This window comes from Opitutaceae bacterium (genome assembly GCA_015075305.1).
GTDB lineage: Bacteria > Verrucomicrobiota > Verrucomicrobiia > Opitutales > Opitutaceae > UBA6669.
This window is the reverse complement of sequence record JABTUS010000004.1, coordinates 47,525-69,205: the sequence shown is the minus strand read 5'-3', so window position 1 is coordinate 69,205 and position 21,681 is coordinate 47,525. Positions and strand designations below refer to the sequence as shown.

At 60.0% G+C, this 21,681-nt stretch carries 16 protein-coding genes and 1 pseudogene; 4 read left to right on the top strand and 13 right to left on the bottom strand.

Annotated features, from left to right (window positions below):
* The first annotated feature begins 7 nt into the window (after nucleotides 1-7).
* Complete coding sequence (gene can, locus HS122_09050; GenBank protein MBE7538545.1) at nucleotides 8-688, top strand: carbonate dehydratase; 681 nt, start codon at nucleotides 8-10, stop codon at nucleotides 686-688.
* 75 nt (nucleotides 689-763) lie between these two features.
* Here the strand turns inward: can and HS122_09045 are convergent, their stop codons facing one another.
* The 5 genes from HS122_09045 to HS122_09025 all read right to left on the bottom strand — a co-directional run bounded on the left by HS122_09045 (nucleotide 764) and on the right by HS122_09025 (nucleotide 4,858).
* A complete protein-coding gene (locus HS122_09045) occupies nucleotides 764-2,644 on the bottom strand; it encodes a hypothetical protein (protein ID MBE7538544.1) in 1,881 nt (626 codons plus the stop codon).
* A 247-nt stretch (nucleotides 2,645-2,891) separates the two neighbouring features.
* Nucleotides 2,892-3,260, bottom strand: coding sequence for an SDR family oxidoreductase (locus tag HS122_09040; protein ID MBE7538543.1), 369 nt, complete (start codon nucleotides 3,258-3,260; stop codon nucleotides 2,892-2,894).
* On the bottom strand, nucleotides 3,208-3,642 hold the full coding sequence (locus HS122_09035; GenBank protein MBE7538542.1) for a type II toxin-antitoxin system VapC family toxin: 435 nt from the start codon (nucleotides 3,640-3,642) through the stop codon (nucleotides 3,208-3,210). The genes HS122_09040 and HS122_09035 overlap by 53 nt, the downstream gene beginning before the upstream one ends.
* A gap of 2 nt (nucleotides 3,643-3,644) precedes the next feature.
* A complete protein-coding gene (locus HS122_09030) occupies nucleotides 3,645-3,908 on the bottom strand; it encodes a hypothetical protein (protein ID MBE7538541.1) in 264 nt (87 codons plus the stop codon).
* 143 nt (nucleotides 3,909-4,051) lie between these two features.
* A complete protein-coding gene (locus HS122_09025; GenBank protein ID MBE7538540.1) occupies nucleotides 4,052-4,858 on the bottom strand; it encodes an SDR family oxidoreductase in 807 nt (268 codons plus the stop codon).
* Nucleotides 4,859-5,082: 224 nt separating this feature from the next.
* On the opposite strand from HS122_09025, the gene HS122_09020 reads away from it, so the two are divergent.
* The 3 genes from HS122_09020 to HS122_09010 all read left to right on the top strand — a co-directional run bounded on the left by HS122_09020 (nucleotide 5,083) and on the right by HS122_09010 (nucleotide 8,406).
* Complete coding sequence (locus HS122_09020; protein ID MBE7538539.1) at nucleotides 5,083-5,328, top strand: hypothetical protein; 246 nt, start codon at nucleotides 5,083-5,085, stop codon at nucleotides 5,326-5,328.
* 54 nt (nucleotides 5,329-5,382) lie between these two features.
* Nucleotides 5,383-6,978: a DUF4038 domain-containing protein gene (locus HS122_09015; GenBank protein MBE7538538.1), complete on the top strand. Its 1,596-nt coding sequence runs from the start codon at nucleotides 5,383-5,385 to the stop codon at nucleotides 6,976-6,978.
* A gap of 249 nt (nucleotides 6,979-7,227) precedes the next feature.
* Complete coding sequence (locus tag HS122_09010) at nucleotides 7,228-8,406, top strand: DegT/DnrJ/EryC1/StrS family aminotransferase (GenBank protein ID MBE7538537.1); 1,179 nt, start codon at nucleotides 7,228-7,230, stop codon at nucleotides 8,404-8,406.
* Between the two features lie 238 nt (nucleotides 8,407-8,644).
* Here HS122_09010 and HS122_09005 read toward each other — a convergent pair whose 3' ends face one another.
* The 8 genes and pseudogenes from HS122_09005 to HS122_08970 all read right to left on the bottom strand — a co-directional run bounded on the left by HS122_09005 (nucleotide 8,645) and on the right by HS122_08970 (nucleotide 21,596).
* Entirely contained in the window at nucleotides 8,645-10,711 is a 2,067-nt protein-coding gene (locus tag HS122_09005) for a glycoside hydrolase family 127 protein (protein MBE7538536.1), read from the bottom strand.
* A 398-nt stretch (nucleotides 10,712-11,109) separates the two neighbouring features.
* The gene (locus tag HS122_09000) at nucleotides 11,110-12,819 is read right to left on the bottom strand and encodes a hypothetical protein (protein ID MBE7538535.1); all 1,710 of its coding nucleotides are present in this window, start codon (nucleotides 12,817-12,819) and stop codon (nucleotides 11,110-11,112) included.
* The gene (locus HS122_08995) at nucleotides 12,816-14,732 is read right to left on the bottom strand and encodes a hypothetical protein (protein ID MBE7538534.1); all 1,917 of its coding nucleotides are present in this window, start codon (nucleotides 14,730-14,732) and stop codon (nucleotides 12,816-12,818) included. Before HS122_08995 ends, HS122_09000 begins: the two co-directional genes overlap by 4 nt.
* 778 nt (nucleotides 14,733-15,510) lie before the next feature.
* The gene (locus HS122_08990; GenBank protein ID MBE7538533.1) at nucleotides 15,511-17,175 is read right to left on the bottom strand and encodes a glutamyl-tRNA amidotransferase; all 1,665 of its coding nucleotides are present in this window, start codon (nucleotides 17,173-17,175) and stop codon (nucleotides 15,511-15,513) included.
* A 62-nt stretch (nucleotides 17,176-17,237) separates the two neighbouring features.
* Nucleotides 17,238-18,256 (bottom strand): annotated as a pseudogene (locus HS122_08985) (IS630 family transposase).
* Between the two features lie 300 nt (nucleotides 18,257-18,556).
* Nucleotides 18,557-18,832 carry a transposase family protein gene (locus HS122_08980; protein MBE7538532.1) on the bottom strand — a complete coding sequence of 92 codons (276 nt, stop codon included), beginning with the start codon at nucleotides 18,830-18,832 and terminating at the stop codon, nucleotides 18,557-18,559.
* 839 nt (nucleotides 18,833-19,671) lie between these two features.
* Nucleotides 19,672-20,676: a substrate-binding domain-containing protein gene (locus HS122_08975; GenBank protein MBE7538531.1), complete on the bottom strand. Its 1,005-nt coding sequence runs from the start codon at nucleotides 20,674-20,676 to the stop codon at nucleotides 19,672-19,674.
* A gap of 20 nt (nucleotides 20,677-20,696) precedes the next feature.
* Nucleotides 20,697-21,596, bottom strand: coding sequence for an ABC transporter permease (locus HS122_08970; protein MBE7538530.1), 900 nt, complete (start codon nucleotides 21,594-21,596; stop codon nucleotides 20,697-20,699).
* Nucleotides 21,597-21,681 lie beyond the last annotated feature (85 nt).

Genomic DNA, 21,681 nt, shown 5'->3' with positions numbered 1-21,681 from the left:
GAACCGTATGGGACAACTCGATCACCTGTTTGCAAGAAATCGGGACTGGTCTGAAACAATTCGTCGGCACGATCCTGAATTCTTCCAGAAACTTTCCCAACAGCAGTCACCGGAATACTTGTGGATCGGCTGTTCCGACAGCCGTGTCCCGGCGAACGAAATCGTCAATCTCCTGCCAGGAGAACTCTTCGTTCACCGAAACATCGCCAATGTCGTCATTCACACGGATCTGAACTGCCTGTCGGTGATGCAGTTCGCGGTCGATCTGCTCAAGGTCAGGCACATCATTGTTGTCGGTCACTACGGCTGCAGCGGCGTGCGAACCGCGCTGCGCTGCGATCGAATCGGTCTCGCGGACAACTGGCTGCGCCATGTCCAGGATGTCCGCGAACGCCACCGGAACTGCGTGCATGCGGTGCCGGGCGAACGAGCGCAGATAAACACCTTGTGCGAATTGAATGTCATTGAACAGGTGTCCAACGTTTGCCAGACGACGATCGTTCGAGATGCCTGGGACAGGGGCCAGCCGCTGACGGTGCATAGCTGGATCTACGGACTGACCGACGGCATCATCCGCAATCTGGGAATGAGCGTCTCGTCTTTCGACCAGCTCCCAGGCCAGTTCCAGGGCGCACTCGCCGCCATCGAGGCGGGCAGGATCAGAAGTGGCTCCGAGGGCCTCGACTAGCGTCTGGAGTTCGGCGGACCAAGGCCATCTTTTGCGTGCCGGCTGACCTTGAGGACCAGGTCGGACACGGGCGGGTCACATGTGCTCCTCGTAGGTGATGTCGATCTTTGCGGTGAACGCCTTCTTCTTGGAATCGCCGTTGAATCGAATGCTGTGTGAGCGCTCGTCGTATGAGAACCCATTCTCGGGATCAGCAGGAATCTCCCGGCCATCCACCAGGACCCGGAAACTCTTCTTGTAGAGGGTCGCCGTGACCTGAACAGGCTCCAAGGCGACGGCAACCGTATCCGCAATGCGATCACCGAGCGCCGCGAGCTGTGCGGAGAAATCGGATTCGATGTCCAGCACCGTGCCTCCGGTCAGTTCCGCTGCGCGACGATGAGAGATGTTGCCATGCGCAACCACGGCGTGCATTTCAATATTCCCTCGCTTGTTTCCCTTCACGATGATGAAGGGCTTCAAGACCCAGTCATTGATGTAGCCGTCGAGAGTCTGACGTGCCTCTGGGTGACGAAGGTTGTACTGCCGGATCAAGTCGGGCAGTTTTCCATCCTCGACCCATTCCGCCTGCCGGGTTCCATCCCGGAAGGTTCTCCATGTCGCCATGCGTGTTTCCTCCTCATCCATGAAGAAGACGACGAAAGTCGTCGCATCCGGGCGAAGGAAAGTGTGCTGCTTGTTGTAGTATCCGGCGACGAAATTGTACACTGCGGTGAATGCTGTCCGGTTGCTGTCCCCGTTTGTCCCGACCTTCACGAGTTCCGCAAAAATGCCGTTGGGTGTCTGGCGCGTAACCCATGGCTGAGGCATGACGGGAAGCGTGACGAGGTTGCCATTGCTTGCGACGCGCTTGCTGATCACTTTGGGGCGGTTGCGCCGATCGAGCACGGGGTGACCGTTCGCATCCAGCTCGATCGATCGAACCTCCTTATAATAGCGCGGGGGTCCGTATCCGCCGCGCGAATCCCTGTTCACAAAATCCGTCGTCAGCACACCTATCCTGTAGTCCAGATCCCGCTTGTCGAAGAGCTGCCTGAAACGACTGAGATTCTCCGCAAGTCGGCTCTGATGCGCGGCCATCGATGGCGAATTGTTGATGACAAAGACAAGATCGACTTCCCGGCTCCGCGAGCGATCCGCGACAATGTGCCGCTTGATTCGAACCGGCTCCACATTGACCGTCACGGTGTTCTCCACCCCCAGATGCGGGTTGTTCTCATCCGTCGTGTAATACTTGAAATGGTCCACGCCGAAGAATCCGGGGTTCGGCGAATAGGTCAGCTGCCCCGTTTGCCGATCGAGCCTGGCCATCCCGTTCTGAGGTTTCGCCGCATCATCGAGCAAATACACCACCTTCGCACCGACCACCGACAAACGGTCCGCCTCCGACATGAAGTCCTCATGACTCGGAAGCTTCTGGCTCACCTGAGTATTGGGTCGCGTGGTCAGGGTCACTTCGCTCGCGTTGACCACGCGTTCACGGTCGGCGCTCACTTCAAATTTCTGAAGTTCAACCGGCGGCGGCGGCTTCACGGTGATCACCACGCGGTTCCTATAAACGAGACCGGAGGTCTCATTCTTCACGCTATAGCCGAAGGAGTCCTCACCCACATAATCGTCCTGCGGGCGATAGGCAAAGTAACCGAGGCGCGATGTTGTGTTCTTGAATACGTCCGAATCATCGCCGCCAGCCAGACCAACGCGCCCAAACTTTGGAGGTTCCGTGATTGAATAAACCAAGTCGCCGCTCGAGTCCGCACTCAGGATTTCTTTGGCGACCATAAACTGCCCATGAACACCAGTCCCCTCCGCCTCGATTTCCATTGGCTGGGTCGAGACGATGGTATTGATGTCAGCGGGCAAACTGGCACCCTGGGAGAACGCGGGAAGCGCCGTCAGCAGCCATGTTAAAAACCCAAGGCACAGCCACCGTTGTGAAGTGATTGCTGATTCCATTGCGGCACGTCTTTTCTCAATCATGAGGGTTTTGGGTCAGCTTGACAGGGGATTGGTTCCCGACAGCCGGGTGAATCCCGGTCTTCTAGGGCGACGCCAGTGGATTGAAAAGCCCTAACAGTGTTCATCAGGGAGTTAAAGCGCCTCTCACAAGCCGCAGCCATCTGAGCACCAGACTGCAGGGCACAGGAACAAACTGCTCACATCCTTCAGTATGGAATGCCTCCAGGGTCCGATTCATTCAGCCTCATTCCCCCGCGGCCACCTGCCCTTCGCTCAGGCACCAGCCGCCATCGACGGCAAGCACCTGGCCCGTTACGAATCGCGCCGCATCGGACAGTAGAAAAACCGCCGCTCCGTCACAGTCATCCGGCCGGCCGATTCGTCCGCCATCCAGGGGTTGTTTTGTGCGTATGAACCCAAGAATTCGATCATCACCCGCGGCCCGTTTGGCCATCGGTGTTTCAACCAACGCCGGCGCGATGGCGGACTGCGCATGCTTCGGATCGACGGCATCGTCCGTGAACCTCCATGGCAGAGTACGCCGGCTAAGCCGGATCAATTCAAGGACCGATACGAAGACCGACCGCCTTGGCGCCCTCCCGTTGGCGGGCATCGAAAGTCAGAAAAAGCTTGGACCGAAGATGCACCGCCAATCCAAGGTGGAGCAAGTCGAGCGTCCGGATACCGAGCCGGCTGGTATGTGCGGCTCCAATACGCCCCGCCGCGGCAAAAAGGTCGGACGAAGTCGCGTTTTGCTCGAAAAGATTTCCCGCGGCAACGTCGGCTTCCAGTGTCCGTAACGCTTCCGCGGCCGCGGCTGGATCGATGCTTCTCCGGAAGACCGCCAGCCGGATCGCATTTTCCAGTTCACATCGCTGGAAGTCGGTCAGGGGAATTGGCACCGGATGCTTCTCAAGCCAGGCCAACGCGGCGGCTGTGTTCGCGTCATGGACGAACAGCGAGAAAAGGAAGGAGGTGTCGGCGTAGGTGGCCACCGTCACTCCCGGTCGGCGGTCAGGAGGTCAGCTCCCGAAATCCGTGCGACCGGCCTCGCCAGCAAGGCCCGGCGCCGATCGGCGAGATCGCCCCAGCCACGCTCGGCGCGGGCCACCGGCGGAGGCGGCGTCAAGGTCGCCACCACCTTGCGCCGGGACGTGATGGCTACGGAGCCACCGTCCCGAAGCATGCGCAGGACCTCTGGAAACTTGTTGCGGATCTGGCGGACAGTCGCCGTTTTCAATGTATCACGGAAATGACTCACGAATCCGCCGGAGTCAAGCGTCGCCAGAGAGCCTCAAAACGAAATGCGTTCAGTCCATCATACGGAGGGGCGGCCGGGGATGCGCAACAAAACTGCTCACATCCTTCGGTATGGAATGCCTCCAGGGTCCGATTCATTCAGCCTCATTCCCCCGCGGCCACCTGCCCTTCGCTCAGGCACCAGCCGCCATCGACGGCAAGCACCTGGCCCGTTACGAATCGCGCCGCATCGGACAGTAGAAAAACCGCCGCTCCGTCACAGTCATCCGGCCGGCCGATTCGTCCGCCGTCCAGCGGCTGTTTTGAGTGAATGAACTCACGAATCTGGTCATCTTCAGCCGCCCGCCTGGCCATCGGCGTTTCAATCAGCGCCGGCGCGATGACATTGAAACGGATGTTCTGAGACGCGTAACGCGCAGCCACGGACTGCGTGAATCCAATGACCGCCGACTTCGCCGCCGCGTAGACGTGTGTGGAAAAGTAGTGGGGTGACGGCGACCAGCCAAGCACCGACCCCATGTTGAGCACAGCCCCGGCCGACCCTTGGTCGAGAAACTGGCGGACCGCGGCCCGGTTCGAAAAGATCAGCGAGTGGAGGTTCATCTCAAGCGTGGCACGAACCCCCTCGTCGGTGATTTCATGCAGGGGGCCATCCCCAAATCTTCGCCCACTTCCTCCAGCGACATGGTAGAGCCCGTCGAAAGAGCCAAACTTTTCCCGCGCCAGCGCAATGGCGGATGGCGCATGCTTCGGATCAACGGCATCGCCCGTGAATGTCGCCGCGGCATCACCCAGCAGCGCCTGCACCGATCGCGCGGAATTGTCGTCGCGCCCCGTCAGAACGACGCCCTTCGCGCCCGCTTCAATCATCGCGCGCGCAGCCGACAGGCCAAGACCCGTCGTGCCACCAATCACCACAAGAACCTTTCCGTCCAGGGCCACGGTTGACATCGGCGGATCTTCCGCGGGCGGCGTGAATCCATCAATCTTTTGTTTTTTCCGCTGCCGTTTACCCCGCACTTCCCTCTTCGCACGGCGCGGCGGCAGCACAGTATCAGCAGAATTCCAAACTGCGTCTGATGGATCTTCCACTGTTTCGGCGAGTTTCATCGCGACAACAATTGTGAACGCGGCCAAGGCTCGACACCCGCACTGGCGCGTATCCATATGTGGCCATGGCAACCATTTCAAAAGCTAAAATATTTCAACATGGTGGCTCTCAAGCGGTGAAGCTGCCTCGTGACTTCCGATTCAAGGGCAGGGAATTTCAAATTCTCAAGACGCCGCGTGGTGTCTTGCTTGAACCGCTGGACTCCAACTTCGAGGAGCGACGACAAAGATTCATTGCCCTCGCGGGATCGTGCCCGGATTTGCCGGAGGTTCCCCGTCATGAAGGCCGGGACCTTGCCCGCAAAAATTGATCTCTCACCATGCAAAACCAGGCATTGTCAATCCTCACTCCATGGATTCGATCAGTGATACTGGTCGCCTGCCTCGAACTCGCCGCCCGCGCAGACGCGGTACCTGACAAAGCCGTCCAATGGCAGCGCTGGGAAGGCGCGCTGGCCGCGGAAAAGGTGCACGCCAAGCCCTACTCGGACGTTCAAATCGACGTGCGTTTCGCGGGTCCGGGAAACGCAAGTTTCAAGGTTCCCGCCTTCTGGGACGCTGAACGCGGCTTCCGCTTTCGAGCGGCGTTTCCGAGCACGGGAACCTGGCATTGGACCACGACCTGCAGCGATCCCTCGGACGCAGGCCTGCATGGTCGCACCGGGGAGGTCCACGTCGAAGCCTACGACGGGGACAATCCCCTCTACCGCCACGGAGATCTGCGTGTCAGTCCCGACAGGCGGTACCTGATCCATGCCGACGGCACGCCTTTCCTCTGGATGGGTGACACCGGCTGGAATGCGATCTGGAAGGCCACGCTGGCGGAATTTCAGGACTACATGGACGTGCGTGCCCGCCAGGGCTTCACCGTGCTGCAGACCGTGGCCACCATGGTGAAGCGCAGCGGCAACATGGCACCCGCCAGCGGTCACGCTCCATTCCGCGAGGACAACTCCCCGAATCCTCTCTATTGGCGGGATCTTGAAGTCAAACTGGCCTCCGCCAACGACCGAAGCCTGATGGTGCTCCTTACTGGACTTGGCAATTCGCCTGCGGGCTTTGGGATCCAGCAGCGCCCACTCGCTTTTCATCGCTACGTCGCCGGCAGGCTCGCCGGTCACATGGTGATTTTCTCGCCAAGCTTCGATCAGCGAATCGATCTTCAAAACGAGGAGGCCGCCAGAACCTACCATCAGCTCACCACGCACCTGGTCACCCAGCACCCCGGAACGCACTTCGAGACGGCCAAACGCTATCACGACGCCGACTATGAGGACTTTTGCGGCCTTCAGTCCGGCCATCACTCAGGGCGTCTGAACCAGGCCTACGCAGCCGCGGCGGATTGGACCCTCGAATTGTGGAGGAGGCCGCCCATCAAGCCAGTCATCAATATCGAGGCGATGTATGACGCCCACGGACACGACCACGCGCCGAACTGGCGCGAGCAGGATGTCCGCAAACTCGGCTGGATAGCCTGGCTGTCCGGCTCGCGCGGCTACACCTACGGCGCAGGTGATATTCCCCCAAAGGTGCCTGGCGGCTTGGGAGGCGTGTGGCGTTTCAACACCGACGCCGATACCTACGACTACTGGCGCAACGCACTCACCTGGCCAAGTGCGACGCAGATGACGCACCTGCGCGATTTCTTCTCAGTCATCGACTGGACGCGGCTGGTGCCCGCACCTGAACTGGTTCTCAACCAAGCTGCCGATCCCCAGAAACGCATGGCCGCTTCTCGATCAGCCTCCGGCGATCTGCTCGTGGCCTACCTTCCCGACAATCCCGAGATCGTCGTCGATTTGAGCGCGGCGCCAGCAGGGATGACAGGGCGCTGGTACAATCCCGTCACAGGGAAATTTGTCGTCATTAGCGACGCATTGAGTTTGCCTACGCCTGCGGCGACCTTTCATCGACCCTCCGACTGGAACGACGCCGTATTGCTCCTGACGATGTCGCCATAGGCACACGCGAAATTGCTCCGATTGTCGCCACGTTCGCAACAATCCCCACATTGCTCGCAGGCAGCACAATCGAGCCGGCAGCCAATCGATGAAAACTGCCGGGGTTCCTGCTGCCGGCATTCGACTCGCAGTCGAAATTCGGATCCTATTGAATTTCTCCATCTGCATGCCCGCATCCCTGCCACTTTCCGACTTCCAATCACCTGATCCATGACAGCGCCAGACGCCTCACCCATTGTCAAAGAAGCCGTGCCATCCTTCTCCCGCTGGGGAGATGCCGAACTCCAGCGCCTTGCGGCCATGGTTGGGCAGCGATCCCTCTTCTATTGGAACGGTCCGCAGAACACGGCGCTTCTTGAGGAATTCCGGAAGCACTATCCCCTCAAGCATCTCTTTGCGACCTCCTCGGGAACCGCAGCGCTGCACGTCGCAGTCGCCTCCCTCCGGCTAAAACCGGGCGAAGAAGTGATCGTCTCCCCCATCACCGACATGGGTTCGGTCATTGGGATACTCTATCAGCAGGGGGTGCCGGTGTTCACCGACATTGACCCTCATACTTTCAACTCCGATCCCGATGCGGCACTCCGGGCGATCTCGCCGAAAACGCGCGCAATCATGGCCGTGCACCTCGCCGGCAACCCCTGCGATCTGACCGCCCTGCGAGCCATTGCCAACGCCCATGGCATCGCGCTGATCGAGGATTGCGCGCAGTCATGGGGAGCACGCCACCAAGGCACTCCGGTCGGGCTGGTCGGCGACATCAGCTGCTACTCCTTCAATGACTTCAAACACCTCTCCTGCGGAGACGGCGGCATCGTCGGCACGAACCGTGAAGATCTCGGAAACGGACTCACCAAATGGGGCGACAAATGCTATGACCGCGTCTCCGGCGCGCGAGACCCGGAGGACCTTGCCCCCAACTACCGCATGGGCGAACCCCTCGCCGCGGTTGCCGCGGCCCAGCTCACGCGGCTTGAATCCATCGTCGCGCGCCGTGTCAACGCGGGCAGCCGCCTGACGGCGCAGCTCGCCGATGTTCCTGGCATCACTCCTCCGGTGACGAAAGGCGGCGACACCCACAGCTACTGGTTCTACCTCTTCCGCCTGAATCTCTCCGCCTTTCGAGTCGGTCGAAATGAGTTTGCCGAGGCGCTGAAGCGGCAGGGAGTCGCGGCGAACGCAGGGTATCTGCCCATGCCGGTCTATCGCTACCGGGTGTTCCGCAACCACAATTTTTTCGGAGGCACCTGGCCGGCAAGGGAACTTGGCGCCACCACGATGGACTATGCCAAGGTCAGGTGTCCGATCGCGGAGGAGTTACTGGGCGATTGCATCACGCTCCCGATCAACGAGGCGATGACGGAAGCCTACATCGACATGGTTGCCGAAGCAATCCGCGATGTCGCGCACCGCCTGTCAAAGGCCTGATGCACCATTCCGCGGGCGCCACCCGCACACGTAAATTCCGCCCCGGCCAGTCTCAGCTCTTCAGGTCCTTACTCCAGGCAATGACAATGCTGCAACCGGAATTTACGTTGGCATCGCTCTTCGTCTTGGAAACATCAGGCCCCTTGACTGCCATGATCTCGGGATCTGACCAATTTCGGAGATCCCGGGTGCGCATTGTGAAGATGCGGGCTCTTGTATCTGACAGGAAGCGCTTGCCTCATTGGGTCTTCGAATCCCATGCGACGGGAAGCCAAACGCTCATTGCCGACTTGCCTCTATTCGACCAGGCAAAGTAGGGGATCAGCGTCAGATCGAATGCGCGCAGGCTCGCGTTTCCAAGCGGGCGGTAGAGCGAGGTCCAATTGTCACTCTGAAGCCCGAGCCCCCTGCCCTTGAGCGAAACGACCGACGCCGCGAGTGGTTCCTTCGAGTCCGCCAGCCCGCGCGAGGGCTTGAAGGTGGCATACTGTGAAAGATACACGTCAGGCACCTTCACACCACTGGGCAGGTCCTGCGATTCCACACAGTAGACCACAGGGCCCCGCATGACGGCGACCTGATTCCGCGTTTCCTCCACCCGCGGATCCGCCACGATCAACTGGGACTGCATCGGCATCACAAGCGTCAAGGTGTCACCCGCACGCCAGACCCGACCGACGGTCGCATAGCCGTGCTGAGGGGCCGCATTCATTGGCTGACCATTGACCGCGATCGTCGCGCCTGAACTCCAACCGGGTATCCGAAGCCTCAGTTTGACCTCTGCAGTCGGGGCTTCGGCAATGACGATCCGCACCTCTCCATTCCAAGGATACTCCGTCACCTGTTCAAAGGAGAACGGGCGACCGGATGCCAGCGTGACATTCACCTTGCTGCCGCCATAGTGGTGAACCCAGACGCCGCTGTCATCCATGCTGTAGAAATATGAGGAAAGCTCGGCCATCGTGCGGAGCACGTTTGAAGGGCAGCAGATCGCGTTTCGACCCGGCTGCTTGCGCTGCGCCATGTCACTCAGCCCCGATGCCTTGTGGTTCTCATCATAGCGACGAATGATGTTCTTGTAGAACCATGACCTGCCATCGAGGCTCTGCGCCCCAAGGAAACCGTTGTACATCTCCCGCTCCATGATGTCGGCATACCGGGCGTCCGGCTCCTCCGTCAGCATGCGGTAGGCCCACATCAGGCAGCCGATCTGCCCGCAGGTTTCATTGTAGCAGCCTTCATTCGGCAGATTGTATGCCGGTCCGGCCGCCTCGATCACCGGCGCGAAATTGGAGATCCCCATCGGTTTCGCGCTGACCCCTCCATGGATGAACATCTTGCGCTCGGTCATGTCGGTCCAGAGGCGGTTGAGCGCATCCATCAACGGCCTGTCCCCGGTCTCTGCATAGACATCGCCCGCCCCGGTGTAGAGATACGTGAAAAAGACATTGTGCCCGACGATCTCCGTTGATTCGCGAACGGGAACCCGGTCCTGAATGATGTCGGTCCCGCCAATGCCAGGCATCATCGTGAAGAGCGTCTGTTTCTTCGGCTTCTCCCCCCGGCGATCAACGATGAGTTTCGCGGTGCCTAGATACCTCGCATCTCCGGTTTCGCGGTAAAGCTCCATCAGCCCCATGATCGCCGATGGATTGTGGGCAAAATACGGTTCCACCGTGACTCCGAGATTCGCGACAATGAAATCGCCCGTCTTGACCGCCACACGCAGCAGGCGGTCATCGCCGGTCATGCGATGATGGATCACCCCGGCGGTGAGGAGGTGCCCCATGTTGTAGAACTCATGATCGCGCGGCTCAACAAACCGCTTGAGCCCGCCCGCCGTCGCCCGCGTGGCAAGGTATCCATCGGGCTCCTGTGCCGCCGCAATCAAGCCGATGCTTTCATTGATCCTTTCCAGAATCGATGGATTCCCTGTCTCCCTCCAGATGCAGGATGCTGCCTCGATCCACTTGTAAAGCCATTCGTCCTGCCACGTGGTACCCGCATATTTTCCGGATCCGGGTTTGGCGGCGAATCGGAAGTTGTCCAGAACGTGACCCGCATTCTTGTCCGCCATCAGCCGCCAGGATTCATCGAGGGTGACGGTGGCAGTCTGGTGAAAACGATCCGCCCAGAATCCATGGGTCCACTTCACCGCTTCATAGGGAAGCGGGCGCAGCTTCACGTACGGGCTGTGCCGATGGTCGACTATATAGGCTTCAGGAAGTTTGGCCGATTCTGCCGCCTGACAATTCCATGCCGTCAGGACGAACAGAAGCGTCGGAAGGATGGTTTTGATTTTCACATTAAAATTTCAGGCGGTCCAGGAGAACACGCGTCTACCGAGCCACTTCCACCGCACCATCAATGGTCGCTACACCTTCGACCGGGGCGAGTGTGGGCGAACCTTGAATCCAACCCAACGACCCAAGAAATTTGTCCACTTCAAGGAGTGTTGTCCGGTAGTATCTGCCGTTGTCTCGATTGCGATTGAAGAATGCGTGCCCCTGCCCCTTGTAGAAAACGGCGTGTCGGCTCAGGCGCACCGAGTCCAACCATGGGGAGAGCAATCGAGACAATGCAGAGTCGAAACAGGTGGTTCATGATTGAATGGATGCGATAAATCCCGGCGGCGCGCCGAGTACATCGGACGCTGTTGGGCACGACAGGGAGCGATTTGGGAAGAGCGTGATCACAACCGCGTCATTCGCGAGCGAGTTCAATCAAATGAAACGTCGTGTCGCCGCCACCGGATTGCCGAAGAATCAGATCCGCGCCACCCGGCAGCCGATGATCCCAGACGGCATTCGGCAGCGTCACCGTGATCTCGCTCCATTTTCCACTGTTCTTCAGGGAGACGCTGCGCGCAATTTGTTCGCCCTTCGTTGTGGCATAGGCGAGCTGCCATCCGCCCGCCCCCGTATCCAAATAGACAATACGCAGGCGCACCGCGTGTTCCGCCGCCGGTTCAGGAAAAAATCCGTCCGCCAGCTTGAACGCCATGGCCGTCCGTCCGCTCGCGGAGTCGAAGCGGCGCGCAAAGAGACCGTACGGATGCCCGGCGGGACCGGTGTTCCAAAGCCCGAGACTCGTCGCCTCCGGATTCAACTGAAAGAGATGCCGCTCGAAGTTTCCCGGCAGGATTCTCCAGCCCACATCGTTCTGGTCGTCCGCCTGCCTGTTTCGCATGCCTGCGCCCGTGGCCTTCGCTGGATCTCCCTGGCGGGCGCCGAATTTTGCATGGGCCGCCGCAATCTTCAAATAGCGATCGACATTGGACTTCGACGCTTCTCCGAATTCAGCCTCCGGAAACTCCCGCGTGTCGGAAGCGTCGAGTCCGCGCCGGAACGCGCAGAATGCCCCCGGGCTGCCCTCCGGCTCATTGTAGCCGGCATACCGGTTGAAGGTCACGACGGCCTCCCGTATCGGCTGCGTCGACAGCGCATCGATCGGCACGTTCCATACATCAAGTTTGCAGTGAAGCGCGAACAGCGCCGACCAATAGAAGGCCCGCGGAGGATTCTGACTGCTCCACCCGCAGACGCGCCATTCCTCATCCTGCTCGCCCCGGGTGAACATCGTGTGGCCGCTTGCGATCGCCTTGGCGCGAAACGCATCCCAGCGGGCAAGGCGGTCGATCGTGTCACTCACGAGGTAGCCATGGCTGAACATGCCCTGCTTCACCCCGAAGACCTTCGTGTGGTCAAGCAGCCATTGGTTCTCGACGTCGGTGTTCGCATCACCATTGACCAGAAGCGGCACATTGAGCGATCCATCCGCGCGCTGAAACGCCGCCTGGTAGCAGGCCCAAGTCTCCCGACGGTAGTCATTCCACGCAGTCTCGCTGATGCGGTACTTCGCATCGAGAGGCACGCCCTTGTAGGGTTGCCCGTCTCCCGTCGCTCCCTCTGCCACCTGAATGAAAATGATGCGGCTCTTCAAGTCTTCAGGCAGTGCGGCAATGTAGTTCGACAACGCCGTCACCAGTTCGTGCAGGATCTCCTTGTACAGGGGATCGAAATAATACGGGTACGTCGGTTTCTGCAGTTTCCGCGCCGGCGTGATCCGTTCGGGCATGATGACCCTCGGCACACCCGCCTCGTAAACCCAGTCGGGCGTGATCGGCGCGACATGAAACATGATGTGCGTGTACCCGCCCATCGCCTTCACCTCCTCAAGCCGCCTGCGCACCGCGTCGTCAAAGTCGTACCTGCCCCGCGCAGGCTCGAGCTCGGCCCAGCGCCAGGTGAAGGGAATGCCCCGCACCGGCATGTCCGCCGGAATCTTCATGTTCCTGCCCTGCCCCCAGGGATAGACACCCCACGGATGAGGTGGAAGCGTTTGCTCAGCGGCGGGCAGACCGGCAGCGAGGGCAAACGTTGCAAGGGCGATGGTAAGACTGAGGCTTTTCATGGAACTGTCTGCCTGACGTGAAGGGCTGCGCGAAGGAGGTCGAACTTGCCTCTCCCGAGCTTGAATATCGTCGAGTGACGCGCCGGAAGGCGGATGGTTACAGTATCGCCGGAGATTCGGCTTTCACCAGAGCCGGAAACCTTGGCCAGAGCGGCCAGGTCTGTGGATGAGAATCCCTCGATGGCGATGTCCCTGTCCTGATCACTCCAGTTGAATGTTCCAAGATACGCATCTCCCTTCGCCTGCGTGAGAATGACGGTGGGAGCGTCGCTCTCGTCCCTGGCATGCGCCCAGAAGTCGAGTGGCACAAAGCGCTCCGCCGTGGGGAACCCCGCGGCAAAGCGAAAGAGCGCACGACGTTCCTCGCGAAGGATGAGCAGATTGTCGCTGTTCAGCCGGGGCCCTCCACACAGCGCCACATAGTGGGTCCACATTTCAGCTTCATTCAGGGTCAGATCCCGTCCATCCTTGTTTGGCGCCTTCACCCTTGTTTCATCCTGATCCTCACGCGCGCGGACAACCAGGTAGTCCGCGTCATTGTACACGACCTTGCCGTGCAGGTGGAAATTTCCAGACGTGTCGAGCGCGCACTTCCTGTATTGCTTGATGCTGGGATTGATGTCCGCTCCCACACGCAGCCCATCCACGTGCCCGAAGGTGGGTCCAAACACCGCCGAGCATCCAAGGAAATAGGCGTCGCGCCCCATTCCCTCCCGCATGGCCGCCAATCCACGGTGGATGCGCTCCACGCTCGTCATCGACCGGTCATGCGGCACGATTTCAACTTCGTCCCCAACCGCACTGTGGATGAATTCGTTGATGCCGTACCGGAGAAAATCCACCTTGAAATAATCGTATCCCCACTCCTTCCGGATGGTCCCCATGACTCCGCGGAAATAGTCGCCAGTCGCAGGGTTTGAGAAATCGAAGAACGTATTGTCCAGCTTCTCGCCGGCATTCAGTGTCGATTGAACGAGCAGGCCACCCTTGGCATCCTTGAGAAAGAAGCCCGGATGCTCCTTGGCGACGATCGCCTTGCTGTCGCCGCGCATGCCATCGAGGTGTATGCCGGCATGCAGGCCGTGGCTGCGGATGAGGTGACCGAGGCGCTTCATCCCGTCGGGCCGGAGGTTTTCGCGCACCAGAGTATAATCCCCCCGTTGCGGCCACCATCCTCCATCAATCTGAACAAGGTCCGCCTTGGGACAGACCTCCAGCAGCTTGTCCATGTTCGCCACCGCTTGTTCAAAGGTCCACCCGCGGCCATAGTAGTCCCACGTTGCCCAGCCAATGTCCGGCCGGGGCCGGTTGAGCTTGATGCGATTCTCCCGCGCAATGGCATCGGCGTGCTCGAACAGCAGGTTCTGCCAGTCGCTACCGGTCGCCAGGCGCACGATCTCGAGCGAAAGCGTCTCACCGGGGCGGACAATTCGGTTCTCCCCATCCCCCGTGACAACAAGCCGACCGGAATCGTAGCGGAGTTTGGCATTGAACACCCGCCAGGTCGTGAAGCCGGCGATGGAATAGCCGCCCGCCTGCCTGGCGAGCACGTAGCTTCCCGTCTCGACCTTCGACGCCTGCTCCGGCGTCCACACGCGCGCCTCGGTGCGGCCCATGTCCCAGCCTCCCGTCGAGACAAGATCGGGAGCTGCGTTGGATGCGAGCCATGGAAGCTCCACCCGCCATCCCTGCAGACTGGCATCCTGCCTCGAATCATTGGAGATCGTCACCAGGAGGCGGCGGGAGGCGCCCTCCGCTTCGCCTATGGTGATGTTGGACGAAAACGCGGCCGCAGCCGGCGTCCGGTCAATTCTCACGGAAACCTGATCACGGGAAAGCGCCGCAATTGGAGGAGCGGAAAATGCGAGTGAAGTGAATGCCAGGCCGGTGAGACAGATTTTGATTGGATGCATGGTTGATGAAGCGGGCTTGGATCTCGATCAACCCATGCGGGCAGGAGTTCACGACATCCCCATTGGACGCATGGCCGGCGAGCGGCACGGCAATCGAGGGGATGCCGAAATGGGGGGAATGATCGCGAGTGTCAGCCGAAAGGATCGACAGTCTGTCAAACGGCAAGGCCGCATCACATGGAGAATCCCAAGCAATTGCTGGACTTTCCGCCATTCTCCGGTTCCCGCTGGGATCGGTTCCTCCCAGCGGGTTGTTCGCGATATACGAATACCTGTTGTACTCCTGCCCGTCGCTTGCACCGTCGACCCATTACTCCCGTCTGGCATATTGCTCCGCTAGCAATCCTCCGACTTTCTTCTTGGAACACTTGAAGACATTAAACTCGGCGAATGACTAGTCTGAAGACCAGGTAACAAGATCCACGATGACATCCCTTGTCTTCGGATTCTGAATAATCGAACTCGGTGCGTCCGGATTCTGCTGCTTTAGGCGCAGCAGATTCGCGGCTATGACTTTCGGATCGATGGGGGGCTAGTGGTGGTGGCAGGTATGATCCTGGGAGCGGGCGTACAGGGCAGTCCATACTTCACAACCAAGGGGACTGGAAACCACCGCGTGCGATGCGGGAATCAGAACCTGATCACCGCTTCCGACAGGCACTCCTCAAACGCCTGCTTCGCCCTGTCTCGCTTGGTTTTCCCTCCGCACTCAAATCGGCTGCGACCACTTTTCGAATACTGACAGCCGCGAGTCGTTTTCCAGTGCTATCCGGACGGCCTATTTCTTCGCGCTGGTCTCATAGTCGAAAATTTCCCCTGGAAGCACCGGCGTGTACACGGGAAGACGACGAGCAGGCAGGGCGGTTTCGAAGGCGTAGCCGTAACCCAACAGACGGGCCTCGCTGAAGGCTGGTCCGATAAAGGAGAGCCCCACCGGCAACGCGGGATCCCCCGTGAATCCCGCGGGCACGACGAGATCCGGCCAGCCGGTGATATTGCTGACCTGATCCACCGACCCCGCAAGCGTTGGAGACGGCCGGACCGCCACGGCTCCGGTGGCTTCCGCCGCGATCAGTCCTGGAGGGGTTGAGCTTGTGGGGACGATGAACGCATCAAGTTTCTCACGATCTAGAATCCAGGTCAGATTGTCCCGGACGATTTTCCGCGCCTCATGGAGTGCATCCTGGTAGGGTACATCCTGCAGCGTACCCGACCGAGCCTGCCGCTTGAGCGATGCCAGGCGGCTCGGGTTCGGAACCCAGCCTTCGGGGGTGGGTTCGGCGATTCTTTCAACGAGATTGATGACGTCCTCGATGGTCCTGGGCGTGTTCTGGTCCTCTCGGGGGAGCGTGGCCAGGTAGGACTCGATTTGATAATGGAATTCCGTGTCATGGATTGCGTCATACAAGCCGCCGCTGAGGCCGAGCACGTAGCGTGGAAGCTTGATGTCCACGACCTCGGCTCCCCGATTGCGGAGCACTGCCACGGCGGTTTCAATGACGGCATCGACGCCGGGATCGAGCTTCATCCAATCCCGCAGCAGACCAAAACGCGCGCCCTTCAGTGCACCGGCCTTCAGGCCAGCCGTGTAATCGGGAACGCGCCGGATCGAGACATCCTTGGTGGCGGGGTCGCGGGAATCCGGTCCCGCCATCTCATTCAAGACCACGGCTACATCGGCCACGTGGCGCGCCATCGGGCCGACCGTGTCCAGCGAGAGCGCGAGCGGAATGATCCCGCCGCGGCCATTCAGGCCGTAGGTGGGCTTCAGGCCCACAATGCCCGTCGCTGCCGAAGGCCGCCGAATGGAGCCGCCCGTGTCCGTGCCCAACGCAAACATGGTGAATCCAGCCGCCACGCCCACTCCACTGCCACCACTCGAGCCTCGCGGCGTGTGGTCAAGCGCGTGCGGATTCAGGATCTGCCCCCCCAGCGTGGAGAGCGCCGCGCCACTGGCGAATTCGCTGAGATTGGCCTTGCCGAGAATGATGCAGCCAGCGGCGCGCAAGCGGCAGGCCTGCTCGGAGTCCCTGTTCGGAATGGAGTTTCGCAAGCCGTAAAAGCCCCCCGTGGTGGGCAGGCCGACGGCATCCATGTTGTCCTTGAGCAGGACGGGAATGCCGTGGAGCGGACCCCGCGGGCCTCGCGCCTCGCGCTCCTCATCAAGCGCGCGGGCCTCGTTGATGGCCCGTGGATTGAGCGTGATGATCGCATGCAGCCTGGGCCCGGCCTTCTCATAGGCGGCAATCCGATTGAGAAACAGCCGCGTCAGCTTTTCAGAGTTGAGCGCACCTGCAGCAATGGCGGTGTTCACCTCGTCAATGCTAGCGGAAGTGAGGTTGAAGGTCGCGGTCCCGGCTCGGAGAAATGGCGCGGCGGCGACCGCCAGGCCCGCACAGAGCCGAATGACGAGGGACGCGGCCAGAGGAGGGAGGGTCTTCATCTGCGGAGGCTTGGAGCGGAACATACTTGGTTTATTAAGGAGGCCAGAATAGAAGGGACATTTTAAGCGGCGTATGCCGTGCTTGGTTTCTGAAAATAGGACCGAATGATGTTGGGGAGTTTCTGGAGTCTGCGCAGGTGGGCGATGGCCGTGCGCTTCATCTGTTCCTTGGTCGTGTGGATCTTCCGGCCGAGTTCGCCGTTTTTGAGACTGTTCCACACGAGCTCGTCGGGATTCAGCTCCGGGCTGTAACCGGGGAGCAAAAACAGTTTGAGCCGACCGTTCGTCGCCTCGACGAATCGACTGACCAGCCCGGCCTTGTGCGAGGGATGCCCATCCACGACGAGGAACACCGGCTTGCTGACGTCACGCAGCAAGCGGAGGAAAGCAATGAATGTGGCCGCGCCCACCGAACCTTCGACGACCATGAAGCGCAGGGACCCTCGGGCGCTGATCGCACTGACCATATTGAGCCGAAACGGGCGCCTGTGCCGGTCACGACAGGAGTCTTGCCCTTCGCTGCCCGGTGGTGCCCGCGTGATGATCAGAGCGCACTCCGGCTTCGTCTCGAAGAAGATTTCCGCTCCACTTGCGCGCCTCCTCGCGGATTGCGGGGAACCTCGTGCATCCAGCGCCGCACCGCCTCGGGGTTTTGTTGATACGCCCGCCACAACGGACGTTGGGCGCTCAATCAACTGGGTGAGCAGTCGATTGACTGAGGTGCGACTGAGCTTCACCCCGAATCGACGCCTGATCAGTTCCCTGATCATCTCGCAGGTCCACAAGGCGAACGGAAACTTCAGCTGTAGCGGGTTCTTCGTCGTGATCGTTCGATGGAGCCATCTCAGCGTTTTACCGTCGAGCTTGGGCGTGCGACCGCCGCGTTTGCGCGCCTCCAAGGCACTCCAACCGCCTTTCCGATACAGCGCCAGCCAATCGTATATCGTCGTCCGGTTGATCCCCAACGATTTCGCCACCGCCTCCGGCTTTGTCCTCTTGCACCCTCAACGGCCCGACGTCGCAATTCGCTCAGCGTTTTGTGTCCAAGACCGCGGCAATCCGTATCGCGAACTTTCTTCATTTGCCCGATCCTAACATGTCCCTATTATTTTGCACGCCTTAATAAACGCCAGCCCGCGCCCCCGGCACTGTGACCGGGGAAACCATGCAGCTGCAGGCGAGCAGAAAGTTTGAGGGCGAACAGATTGAAGCGGCGTCTGCAAAATGGACGCCACGAGAGAGTGGGCTTGCCTCGAAAAAATGGACAGTGGCTTAGGCAGTCAATCTGTCAGTGTGTGAGTTGATTTTTTCGAATGCCACAGGGGAAAGATAGCCCAAGGAGCTGTGGCGCCTCTTCGGGTTATAAAACGTTTCGATATAGTCAAAGATGGCAAGCCTTGCGTCGGCCCTGGAGGGGGGGCTTGATTTCCATCTCGGTCTCAGTCTTGAGGAAACTCCAGAACGACTCGATTTTACTGTTGTCGTAGCAATTGCCGGCCCGGCTCATGCTTCGCGCGATACCGGCCTTGGAAAGGGCCTCTGCGAGTCCGGCATCGACGTACTGACTGCCACGAGCGGAGTGATGGACCAGGCCGGGAGCCGGAGCACGGCGCTTGATCGCATCGGCAAGCGCCGCAATGACCAGGCTCGCGGCCATCGTTGGAGCACAAGCCCATCCAACAGCCCTGGGGAGATCCCAAAGGGGTCAGTCCTTACTTCTAACATTCAATGGTAGGAGAGATCAGCCCCGTGCACTTGGAAAAAATGTGGCGAAGCCGAGTACGGCGACGATCAAGCGGGAGATGCAGGCAGCGGGATTCATGGATTGTTGCGGCGGAAAATTTGCGGATGCGCATTCAAGATTGCTGGAGCGGGCGGACGAAAGGCGCAGGGATGCCGAGGCTGGATTTTGCGGGCAATGCAAATGTTTCTTTTGAAAAAAGCCTCCCAACCGAGTCGGGAAATTGGAAATTCTGATCTGAGAGCGGAAATGATCCCTTAAGTGGAGCGTCGTGAAGTCGTGTACATGAAATCGAACGCAGTTCGTCTCATCTCGATACACCCCTGCGGGCGTCGCCGATTCATCCCGCTTCGCATTTTTTGAAATGCGGTCGAGATCTATTACCACGTCCAGGCTGAATTGGCGGCCCGCATAAGCCGCTCGAGCCATTGACTCCGACCCGCGATGTACCGGATCGCACCGGAATTCATTTTCCAAGCACTGCTGTCCAAAACAGAAACGCGTCTGGCGCGGTCAGGCAAATTACGTCAGCCTGACGTTCGCTCTCAGAGGGAAACCGATGCCAGCAAATTCCCAAGCGAGCGCCCATTCCGGATTTCATTCGCTAGCCAAAAAGAGGTCGTAACCGCGTATTCACGGAATCTTCCTCTCAGAATATTGTCGCGGTCTTTCGCAATGCGGGTGAACACTGGGAAGAGGACCCAAGGTCACGGGGCGATTGGATTGAATGAAAGGAACGCTCGGGCACTGCTTTCTCAAAAATCGTAGTCGTCGATATTGGCCTTGTTGAAGAGGAAGGGCGTGCCGAGGAGGATCTGGTCCTTGTCGACCGCAAACTCGCCGAGCTTGCCGGCCTTGAAAGCGGTCGCCCCGCGCTTGAGGTCGCCGTTGACGAGCGCCGCCGCGGCATAGACGGTGAGGTACCCGAGGTCCTCCGTTTTCCACAGCACAACAGTCTGGGTGACCCCTTCCTTCACATAACGACGGTTTTCATTCGGCAATCCCAGGCCGATCACCTTGACCTGCCCCACCCGCCCCGCCTGCTTAACGGCCTCGGCGGCCCCGGGAACCGCCGGGGAACAGATGGCCATGAGCAGCTTGAGTGACGGATTGGCGCTCATCAGCGCCGTCGCCTCCGACTGCGCGCGATCCTTCAGGTCATCGCAGGGACGCACCGCCACAAGCTTCATCCGGGGATACTTTTCCGCCAGCCGCTTCTCGATCTGCATCTGCCACTCCCTTTGATTCCCCGCCGTGAGGCTGGCGCTGAGAATCGCGAACTCACCCGTCGAGTCGCACAGACGGGCCGCCTCGTCCATGAGCGCACGCGCAATGCCCTCCGGTGTCGCCTGGTTGACAAAAAAGCTGCGGGCATCGGGGAGCGCATCCGCATCATAGGTCATCACCTTGATCCCTTCCCTCTGCGCCTTGCGAAGCGCCGTCGAAATGCCCTCCTTGTTTTCCGCCGCCACCGCAATGGCGTCGACGCCAAGCGTGATCCAGTTCTCCACAATCTCGTTTTGCTTGGCGGCATTGGCATCGACCGGCCCGTCAAAGAGCAGTTCAACTCCAAGCTCCTTCGCGGCCTGTTCCGCGCCGGCCTTGCAGGAAATGAAATAGGCATTGCCCTTCGACTTCGGCATCAGCGCGATCATCAGCCTGCCCTGGGCTGACACCGCAGGCGCAAACGCACCTGCAAAAAGGAGAAGAACGGAAAGCGTGACTGCGATGAAACGGAAGCGGAGGCGAAGGGTGTTCATGGAGTTTTGAAACCAATCCCCTACCGACGCGAACGCAGAACGGAAAGAAGTTTCGGCACCATTCCCACCACGAGCGCAAGCAGCAGCAGCACCCCCGTGAGCAGACCCGAAAGCTCTTCCGCGGAATTCATCCGGATGACAACGGGAAGCGTGGCGAGTCCGTTCTTCAGCACCGCAATGACCGCCACGCCGAGCAGCGTGCCGGTCACACTGCCCGCACCGCCAAAAATGCTGGTTCCTCCGAGCACCACTGCCGTGATCGCAAAAAGTTCATAACCGACCGCGGCATCCGCCTTCGCCTGTCCGAGTCGCGCGGTGTAGATCAACGCAGCCAGGGCAGCCACGACGCCGGCGAGCACATAGACGAAAGTCAGGCAGCGCCCCGTGCCCAGCCCCGCATACCGCGCTCCCTCCGGGGAGTATCCAATGACGCGAAACGACCGTCCCAGCATGGTGCGATGCACCAGCACCCACATGCCGATGGCGACGGCGAAGAATATCCACGCCTGCGCCGGAACGCCGAACACCCGCCCCTGGCCCAAGGCGAGAAACCCCGCCGGAAACAAGGTGTAGGTGACAGCGCCCCCCGTGAGCGCCTCAGCAAGTCCGCGAAACAGGGAATACGTGCCGAGTGTGACAATGAGCGGCGGCAGTCGCATGCCCGCCACCAACGAGGCATTGAGTCCGCCTCCCAGCGCACCCACGAGAACTGTGAGCGGAATTGCAGCCGCCACCGGCAGGCCGGCGTCATGCGTGAGCTGGCCAAACACAATTGCACAGAGCGCCAGCAGTGAGGCGACCGACAGATCGATGCCCGCCGTCAGAATCACGGGCGTCAGGGCGAGCGCGAGCAAACCGATCTCGCAGGAGTGTCTTAGAATGTCGAACTGGCGATCCAGCGTTCCAAATCCCACCGTCATGCCGCGGCGATTGGTGGTCGTGCCGCAATGATGAAACAGCAGCCACTCGACAATCAATAGAGCGAAAAGCAGCACCTCATGGCGC